This is a genomic window from Microbulbifer sp. 2205BS26-8, from assembly GCF_030731025.1.
GTDB classification, from domain to species: Bacteria; Pseudomonadota; Gammaproteobacteria; order Pseudomonadales; family Cellvibrionaceae; genus Microbulbifer; species Microbulbifer spongiae.
Window position 1 is genome coordinate 1 of the sequence record NZ_JAVAMR010000074.1, and the last position, 9,176, is coordinate 9,176.

7 protein-coding genes are annotated in these 9,176 nt (G+C 48.6%); 4 read left to right on the forward strand and 3 right to left on the reverse strand.

Features of this window, described 5'->3' with window-relative positions; genetic code table 11:
* Nucleotides 1-1,314: 1,314 nt before the first annotated feature.
* Nucleotides 1,315-1,695, forward strand: a complete 381-nt coding sequence (locus Q5Y71_RS15930; RefSeq protein WP_306043080.1) for a VOC family protein — start codon at nucleotides 1,315-1,317, stop codon at nucleotides 1,693-1,695.
* Nucleotides 1,696-2,113: 418 nt separating this feature from the next.
* On the forward strand, nucleotides 2,114-2,278 hold the full coding sequence (locus Q5Y71_RS15935; protein ID WP_306043081.1) for a hypothetical protein: 165 nt from the start codon (nucleotides 2,114-2,116) through the stop codon (nucleotides 2,276-2,278).
* A 59-nt stretch (nucleotides 2,279-2,337) separates the two neighbouring features.
* Here the strand turns inward: Q5Y71_RS15935 and Q5Y71_RS15940 are convergent, their stop codons facing one another.
* From Q5Y71_RS15940 to Q5Y71_RS15950, 3 genes are all read right to left on the reverse strand, one after another.
* Nucleotides 2,338-3,132, reverse strand: a complete 795-nt coding sequence (locus Q5Y71_RS15940; protein WP_306043082.1) for a hypothetical protein — start codon at nucleotides 3,130-3,132, stop codon at nucleotides 2,338-2,340.
* 55 nt (nucleotides 3,133-3,187) lie between these two features.
* Complete coding sequence (locus tag Q5Y71_RS15945) at nucleotides 3,188-5,383, reverse strand: TonB-dependent receptor (RefSeq protein ID WP_306043083.1); 2,196 nt, start codon at nucleotides 5,381-5,383, stop codon at nucleotides 3,188-3,190.
* A gap of 150 nt (nucleotides 5,384-5,533) precedes the next feature.
* Complete coding sequence (locus Q5Y71_RS15950; protein WP_306043084.1) at nucleotides 5,534-6,229, reverse strand: hypothetical protein; 696 nt, start codon at nucleotides 6,227-6,229, stop codon at nucleotides 5,534-5,536.
* Between the two features lie 312 nt (nucleotides 6,230-6,541).
* Here Q5Y71_RS15950 and Q5Y71_RS17695 point away from each other — a divergent pair, with 312 nt between their 5' ends.
* Both Q5Y71_RS17695 and Q5Y71_RS15955 read left to right on the forward strand, forming a co-directional pair.
* Nucleotides 6,542-6,886, forward strand: coding sequence for a transposase (locus Q5Y71_RS17695; protein ID WP_371877083.1), 345 nt, complete (start codon nucleotides 6,542-6,544; stop codon nucleotides 6,884-6,886).
* Between the two features lie 151 nt (nucleotides 6,887-7,037).
* Nucleotides 7,038-8,375, forward strand: a complete 1,338-nt coding sequence (locus Q5Y71_RS15955; protein WP_306043086.1) for a right-handed parallel beta-helix repeat-containing protein — start codon at nucleotides 7,038-7,040, stop codon at nucleotides 8,373-8,375.
* Nucleotides 8,376-9,176 lie beyond the last annotated feature (801 nt).

The following is a 9,176-nucleotide window of genomic DNA, read 5'->3' on the forward strand; positions in this document are numbered from 1 at the left end:
GATCGACTTAACAACCGTCCGAGAAAGACGAGGGGCTGTCGATCACCAAACGAACTAACGAACTATTTATGGGACGGCGAGCTGATTTGCTTGCCGCGTAATGAAATTGCAGTTATTAGTTGAAACCGCGAACAATGGCACCCAATCCTTTCGCAAAAGAAAACTGGGAGCTGGGTGCCCGGATTGTAGTGAAGCAAGAACATCTCGGGCGTCTGTGCATTGAGCTTATGCGCCTGGAGTCAGAAGTAAACGGTGATTTCATCACTTGATCGACCGTTGAGCCAGACGCCTATCAAAAAATTAATGCCTGTTGCCACTGGCATAGCCACCAGCCACGAACCTGATAACGCCCAGAAAAGACCTGCTGGCTATGGATTGACCACAGAGCTTCCGCAAAACCAGACCGCCAGTATCGGTCTTAACCATGGCCAGAAATTGGGGTAATGCACCATGGACGCATTTGATAGTGCAATCAATGGGGTACTTGGTCAGGACAGCATGCTAACTATGGTCGCGGGGAGTGTATTCTGATAGCAGCGCCGAGAACACCCTACCTGGTGGGCTGAATTTTAATGAACTCTACTAAAGGCTTTAATGCTAGTTTTGAGAAGGGATACTAATAGGTGATGAATTCGAGCGAGTTGTAGTCGTATGTTTTCTTCTGGCCCTACGATATATCGTCGTTTACACTGCAAAAGTGGTTTGATGCCGGCAGTTTAGGCAGAGGAGGGCTGGAGGCCTTCCCCTTTTAACTGGTTTGAACTCTGCCAATATTATTGATTCAAATATCTGTATAACGGTTTATAGTACTTTTCGATACTGTCACAACTCTGAGCTAATGCATCATTTATCCGTGAAGAGATTTCTTTACCGGACGCAAAAGCGGTTAGCACCATTGAATTACTTCGATTAGAAATTGCACACCACCATTTATTTCCTGTAGAATCATGACGAAATGCTAAATTATCACAGTTTGAGGATCAATCCAGTACTTGAGTAATCTTTCCAGGACAATTAATAGCAATAGCAATAGCATTTGCAGCCAAAATAAAGCCACCTAAAAGCTTAATTCATCTTGTCATTTTATTTTATACCTTGTTTTTGAACGAATTAGCGCCGTACATGGCACTGCGACTGATCAACGCTATAAGCGATGATACCATAAGGCAGGAGGTGACAAAAGAAAAGAGCGAGTTACGATCATCCTGCTAATAATGCACTAAAAGAAAAAACTGCAATTTTTCGTGATACCCTGAATTTGAACGTATATACTTTCTGTCTTTCCAATCATTTACATAGAACACGGAGGGAGCAATGTTTAGTCATATTATGGTAGGCACCGATGATATACAGAGAGCCAAAGCATTTTATGATGCTGTTTTGGGGAGCCTGGGTCATAAGCCTGGGGTCATTGACGAAAAGGGCCGTTGTTTTTATTTTACCAAGACGGGCGTGTTTGCCATCAGCAAGCCAATCAATGGTAAATCAGCCTGCCATGCGAACGGTGGTACCATCGGATTTACCGCGAATAGTAAAGAGGAGGCTGATGCTTGGCACTTAGCCGGGCTTGAAAACGGGGGTGTCCGCTGTGAGGACCCACCGGGGATGCGTGATGGAGTAACTGGCAAGTACTATCTCGCCTACTTACGTGATCCTGATGGCAATAAGATCTGTGCTCTTCACCAGGTGGGATAAGCGATCCTTGAGAGTGTAATTCATTTTATGCAGCTGCATTCTCAGATGTTTATTGATAAGGCCGCTGCCATTACAGCGGTTTTTTGTGATCGAAATTTGAACAGAAATGTAATCTATTAGACTGCACTCTCCCTATGATCAAGACCTTTAAGAACAAAGCCCTGGCAGCGCTCTTGGCAATTCGTAAGTTTAGGATCGACCAGCGCCCGCTTTGGTGTATTTTGCTCCTGCGATCGACGAGGTCGTTATAGTTGAGGATATCAATCTGACGAGCTACCACTCCCACGCCCTGCAGGGCTTTGACCCCAGGTGCTATATCGTGCATTTGAACGGTCTCAGTGCATTACTTTTTAATTCAAAAGCGGCAACACCTAGCGGGCAGATTTTGAGCAATATCATTGAGAGAGGTGGAATCACTATGGCGATTACCTCACAGCAAAACCCCAACTGCTGTCCACCGCATCCCGGTGAGGTGATCGAGGGTATACTGAAAGATCTGGACTGCAGCAAGAGTGCCACCGCCCAGATGCTGGGTGTCCCGCGTCAGTCACTGCACGCCATATGGCCGTGCGAAAGCCGGTAGCGCCGGATATGTCCGCACCGGGAAAAAGAAGCCACAGACACACTAAAGGTCAGTGCGCGTTAGTACCCCGTCATGATGAGCACCCCTGCCCCCGGCAGAGCTTCAGAAGAATCGACATTAGTTGGCTGAATCAAGGCGTCGATAGCGGTCCCACACTGCTCCCCGGTCAGGCCGTTGTTCAATAAGACCTGTATAGGTCGTGAACTTCTGTATTTCTCACCTGCTCCCGCATCAGAAAATAACTGCAGTTCTATCAGATAGGCACCTGTCGATGGATTGCCAGTGTGCCCAATCCCACTGAGCGAACAGTCACCATCGGCGGCTTCCACACAGAAATCCAGGTGTGTATGAATGCTGCCGTCCGGCGCAGCCTGGTCAATTGGTGATTCGACGGGTCCTTCGATTCCGGCGTTCGACCATATCGTTCCCTGTTCATAGAATGCCAATTCAACTGGATCGTTACGTAAAAAAACTTCAATAGGAATAGCGCCGAAATACCTCAGGCGCTCCCCGTTGACGGGGCCCATCCACGCCTCGAGAGTTGGATCCCAGAAACGGAGCGCTCCCAAAGCACGAAACCACAGGCTCTCGCCAGGCGAAAGGCCGCCGGTATTCACCACCCAACCAGGGTCATCTGTTTTGTGTGGTCCACCAGCAAAGTCACCAAAATCTGCCGGCACCACGATGTTGCCGGTATCTGCACTGAGCGGAAAAGTACCCGCAGAGTCGACCAGGATTTTAGCCCCTAACGCAGCCGGTGGGATAATATCGATGAAGAGATCAAAGTGTCCAAAATTACTACAGCTGCTGTATTGAGCTCTCACTTCCAGGCTTGTTGCGATCAGCAATAGCACGCCCACTAAATTCCGTAACTGCCTATAGCAGCAAACCACGCATCGCATTCCCATCTTACCACTCCCAACTGAGCCCCAACTCCAGGGAACGACCTGGCTCCGGAGCAAAATTTCGAATAAATGATGTAGCATTGTGAATTTCCCGGTCACTCAAATTCTTGCCTTTAAGGAACACGCTGGCGTTGTCCAGCCATCCTGTAAGCCTGTAGTGCAAACTCGCATTCACTTCAAAGTAACTGTCGGTCTCTGTCTCGAAGGCACCGGGGTTGTTTTGCGCAGCTACATAAGTCGCTGTGATATCGAACAACCATTGCATGGAAGACCATTCAGCACCGGCACCAAGACGCCAGGGTGGCATCCGGGGAATGTCTTCATTATCAGTACCGCTGTGACCAGCATCTTCCAGACTTCCCTCCACGTAGTCCGCAAACCAGTCGACTTGCAAGGTACCGCGAGCGAGAGAAACCCCAGGCCACAGCCATTGCACTTCGCCACCCTGTATCGCTGCATCGTTCTGTTGGTATTCATACACAGGCAGGCACTCGGCTAGCCGAACGCAGTTAATACGAAACAGCTGCTCGGCGAGATCGTAGAAAATACCCGTATTATTCTGGTAGATAAACCCGTCTATTTCACTGCGAAATAGCCTGATATGGGTACTGCCCAGGCCGTGCGTCCAATCCCACCCCAATTCTAAACTGTGAAACAGCTCTGCGTCTGGAATATCGCCATCGGAGCGCAGCAGCAAACCAAGGTCGAAACTGCGGGTCGCCAAGTGTGGCCCCAGTGACAGAAACTCATGTACATCTGGCGTACGCTGATGTCTGCCAAGAGCTGCGAACCATTGATGCTGCTCCAGCTCATAGTCAGCACCCAGCTGGAAGCTGCTGGTCTTGTATTCAATGGGCTCGTGCATGAGCTGATAATTATCGGGGCGAAGGGGGGCTGTCAGTTCGCGTTGGTGAATCTCCGTGGTATCGAAACGTCCGCCCGCCTGAAAGGTCCAGGCCTCGTGCTGCCATTTTTCTACCAGGTACATGCCAAAACTGGTCACATCCGAGGGGGGCACAAAGTTTTCACTGCCCGTAGAGGAAAAGTAGCGATCAATGACCTGTACCCCGATCACGCCCTCAAAGCCTGCAGCAAGGCTGTGTTCAAGACTCAGTTTGGCCTCGATAGCATCATTGACAAAGTGCGTACCTGAGAATCCTCTCCCACCTTCGAAGTGTTCGTAGTCTGCTGTCGCTATCTGCAGCTCTAGCTGCTGCAAAACGTCCTGCTTGAATTGGTAGCCCGCTCTAAGGTCGTAACGCTGTTGTTCGAGATCAATACGGATCAGCGGATCACCGCCTTCGCCACCGCCGTGACTGTGACCACTGTCCCGAGGTTCTGTATGGCTCCCCGGCGGTATTCCGTAGTCGTATTTCATATTTCGGGCTGAAGCACCGATGTACCAGTGCTCCTTGGTCAATGCAGCACCGATCGAATAACCTTTCGCCTCAGCATCACTGTTGGCAATATAGCCACAGGTATTGGACTGACTTGCATCAAAACCAAACTGACGATTCACCTGAGCGACATCAATAGCACAACGGGGTATCTCGGCATCATCGTGATTTCTGTTGTAGGCATCAATATGAAAACCGAAGCGCTGATTCTCAATATTGAACTTTGCGGCAGTTGTTGTTTGAGCGTGATCGTTAATGAATTCCTTGCGCCACTCAATAGCACCAGAGTGTGACTGTCCTGCTTTTGTAAAGGGGATACGCTGTGTATCGACGTGTACGACGCCCCCTACCGCAGCATTACCAAACTCAATACTTGAAGCGCCCTGAAGTATCTCTATGCGTTCTGCTAGTATTGGCTCTATGGCGACAGCATGATCTGGGCTGAGCGATGAGGCGTCCCAGCTTCCGATGCCATCTTCTACGATCCTGACGCGTACACCAGACAAACCACGCAACACTGGTAAACCAACACTGGGCCCAAAGGTGGCGTTGTGAACTCCCGGCTGGCTTGCCAATGTCTCTCCCAAGGTATTGCTGATCTCGAGGCGAAGCTCATCGCCGGTCAGGATTACACCAGACTGTCCAGTTCGAAACTGGTCATGCGGCCTCTGTTCTCTCTGGCCAGAAACAATGATCTCTTCGATCTCTTTATGTTCTATGTCCTCGGGATCCTCTGCTAGCCCGGGCTGGGGGATAGCCAGGACAACCAACCAACCTGCTACCTGCCTTAACGCCTTCAGCACTTGATACCTCATGTATGTAGTTGAGTGAATGAGTCAAAGGGCCCGCGGAGCGGGCCAGATGTCTGTCAAACAGCCTAGAAGACAGGGACGTGGTTATTTAAAACAGTGCTCGCGCGCACCAAGCCCCCATGCGTGACAGTACTGGGAACATCATTGCCGCTGCAACAGGGCAGAGGCATTGGCAAGGAAGGCGTCGATACTCGCTTCATAGGCCACTTCATCTAAACCAAAGTTGAATGCGATGTAGTAGCTTTCAGATGTGCCATAAATTTGGTTGCTGCCCGTGCTGTCAAAGCCCAGCAGCTGCATTTCAATCAGGTAAGCACCGATCGCTGCATCAGAGTTGATCTCATAATCGATATGTGAATGGAGACCACCCACGGCATCCGCAGCACCGACAAAGCTAGAGCTGCCAGCGGCTACACCTGCGGAACTAAATACGGTCTCAGCACCAAAAACATCAACCACAGTCACCTGATCCGCTGTCGTCGCCGTCCAGGCAGTACCGTCCCAGAACAACAAGGTAGCGACACCCGAGAAACCGATGATATCGCCAGGGTTCAACACACCACTCTCTTCATGGGAAGCGTATCCCGGGCTGTCTGTGGCAAACGGGCCCTGACCGAAATCGAGGAAGTCGGCTTCAAACAGCAATATCTCACCATCGCTGGTAAGGACACCCCCTTCGGGTGCCTCGCCCTCACCAGAATCGTGCATATGCCCCTCAAGCTCGATAACAATCTGACCATTGTCAACGTCAAATACAACGTCGCTATGTTGCGCATGGGACTGAACAGCCAGGGCACCCAATGCGCCCGCGACAACCCATTTCAAAATACTTTGCATGAAAGATCTCCTTATCTCTTATTGATGAGTTAGTTAAGAATTTATGAATTAGCCGATAATTTATGAGTTGGTTGAGTGGAAAAACGCCGTATTTTTTGCAAGCGCCCGCTCGGACAGCACTATCCAGATACGATCCGTAGAGACTCTTGCAAGATTGCTCAAGCGACAAAGCTGGTATACTATATCATATCATTTTCTGATTGCCATCCTTGCTAGGCTACTTTTTACTGCATATAAACACACGCATCTCATTAACCTGAAAGAAATGCCGTCATAGCTCGCAATCAATTACAGTTTCAGAAAGGTATCAGTTTGACCAAATTCCTCACCTTCATACCGGATGGCCTCGCGTGCTTTTACACCGTTACTAATTGCACGCACAATCAGATTGTCTATGATGGTGGCCGCATTTGCGTTGCAGGGTCCAAGCTTTGTTGGGTGAATACAGCACCCGGCAATTTAAAGAATGCCTTACGCAGCATCTACGATGTATTCGACCCTGAATATACGCATTGCTATCTGACGAAATTCCACTACAGGGTTAACCGCAGGTTCGATTTTTTACGCTCTTATTCCCCGGCTCGCCTATGTGCCTCTCCGCACTCCAGCAATGCCGGTAAGATTGCTGAAACTTGGCTTGACTTAGATCGTATTTAGATATTTTTTACAACTATTCATTTGAGCATATTATAAAATGTCCACTACCACCTCGAAGACTAAAAGGGTTTTGTTCCACCTTTCCGTTGCAGCATGTGCAGCCATCTCGATTACCGCCTGCAGTGGATCCGGGTCCGGCGGAGAGGCCTCCGTGGTAACTCCAGACACCCAGACACCACCACCGCCCCCAAGCGCACAAACCTATGTGGTGAATGACAGTCAAGCACTGCAGGATGCGCTGAATAAGGTACAGGCAGGCGATACCATCATTATCAGAGGCGGTCGCCACTACAGAAGCAACTATCGCTACCCTGGTGAAACCATACGAGGATTCACACTGGCCAACAGTGGAACGGCAGATGCCCCTATCCGCATTGCTGGTGATACAAGTGATGACAGCACTGCACCGATTATTGACCAGGGCATTACTTCAACTGACGAAGACAGCGTCATTGGCATTTACCTTTTGTGCGCAAGTCATGTTGTTATTGAAAATCTGGAGATCAGAAATGTACACTCATCTGGAATTTCATCATCGCTCGGCGATTGTGCATCCAGCGGTATCAAGATTAGTAACACCCATATCCATCATGTATATGGCGACACAAATGTTGGCGGCATCAGACTGTCGCGGACCAGTCAAGTTGAAATCAGCAACAATTTACTTCACGACATCTACCAGAGCGACAGAGAAAATACCACCCCTATCGTTACCGCTGACAGCGATAACATATCAGAGATAGTCATCAGACAGAACCACTTCTCCAATTCCGACACCGGTGTTCGGCTCCAGGCTCAAAACGATAACCACTTGTCAGGTATTATGATTCAAGACAATCACTTCGAGCTGCTCGACAAGGCAGTTGTCGGAATAACTAATTCTCTGAATGGCGCCTCCTCTGCCGACAGCAAGATAAGCGAACTGCAAATCCAGGGCAATTTATTCCTTGAAACAGCCAGTGCTATTGACCTGGACATGGGAGACACCCGCGAGCAGTCGCAAGGCCTCAGTGTCGTCAACAATACCTTCCACGATATCGAGCGTATTGCAGTAAACCTCTCGGGTATTATCGACATTATCATTTACAATAATATTTTCAGTCATGTTGAACGAGACCTCCTGATTACCCGTGCTTCCAGCCAACTGGGTATTTCAACTAATATCAGTGAGATGGATTACAACCTTTTCTGGCACACAGACTACACTGCTTCAACGGGCCCCGAATGGCTGCTGGACCTTGGAGGCACCAATCCTCAAACGTTTAATAACTTTAGCGATTGGACAAGTGCTTTCACCGACACGCTTCATGCACACTTACAATCTGACCCTGACCAAGTCTCTGAGTTTATGGATCCCCTGTTTTCTGATTCAGAAAGTTTGGACTTCACTCCACAGAGTACGTTTGCAATAAATGGTGGGTACCACGGAGAGACTTTGGGGGCATTCACAGATGGAAAGAGGCCAGGACCGGGCAACGAAACTCCCTAGCTAATGAATGGTGACCTGTTCCTTCGCCACAACAACGCGCGCTAGTGATGACTGTTGAGCATTCCATAGAAAAATCGACAGATAGCAACTCACTGTAATCTGTGTTGCCTATGGGATTCCTTGACGAAAGGAAAATCCAAATTAATGCTATTGGCAGGCTTTTTTTCTTCATGCAATACTTACTTTAGCTCAGCAACTACGATAGTTTTTCCTCGGTATGAACGATTGTACGCACGTTTAGGTCTTTGAATCTGCATACCCTCATATCCATGTAGAACTACATCTCAGACAATCCCTACTTTTTGCCCAGAGTCAACAGAGTAGAGTATGTTACAACCTATTTAGGCGTGTGTTGCGGGATATATAGTCACGATGTTCGTCCCTGACGATTCTTTGTTTATCCCTCTCGTGAAAATGTAGCAACTATTTTCCAGAAAATTTAAAAACAAAGCGTATGCTGTTTCTTGGTGTCTGCTCGGGTTCCTAGAATTATGCTTTTTCTGTGGCATCTCCGTCATCATAAAATGCAGCTGAACGTATGAGTTGTAATTTATTGCGCCAATAAAAGATAAGACCTGAATTATTGAAGGAAAGTCAGGAAGTGATGACCGCTGTTTGTGTTCGTAAGTGCTCGCTGTGATTGCTCGTGCTCACGATGATTCTGCGCTTTCAACTGGCGGGGAGAGGGTTAGTTACAAGAAAGATTCCACCATACGGGTTAGGGAAGGTGTTTACAGCTTTGTATTGAGTTATTGTCAATTCTGGTGTTCAAGCTGGGAATGTGTGCAGAAGAAAAGTGGA

Bases quoted from the DNA above. Each gene is read 5' to 3' on its own strand.
- Q5Y71_RS15930 (WP_306043080.1), top strand. From the start codon at position 1,315: ATGTTTAGTCATATTATGGTAGGCACCGATGATATACAGAGAGCCAAA.
- Q5Y71_RS15935 (WP_306043081.1), top strand. From the start codon at position 2,114: ATGGCGATTACCTCACAGCAAAACCCCAACTGCTGTCCACCGCATCCC.
- Q5Y71_RS15950 (WP_306043084.1), bottom strand. From the start codon at position 6,229: ATGCAAAGTATTTTGAAATGGGTTGTCGCGGGCGCATTGGGTGCCCTG.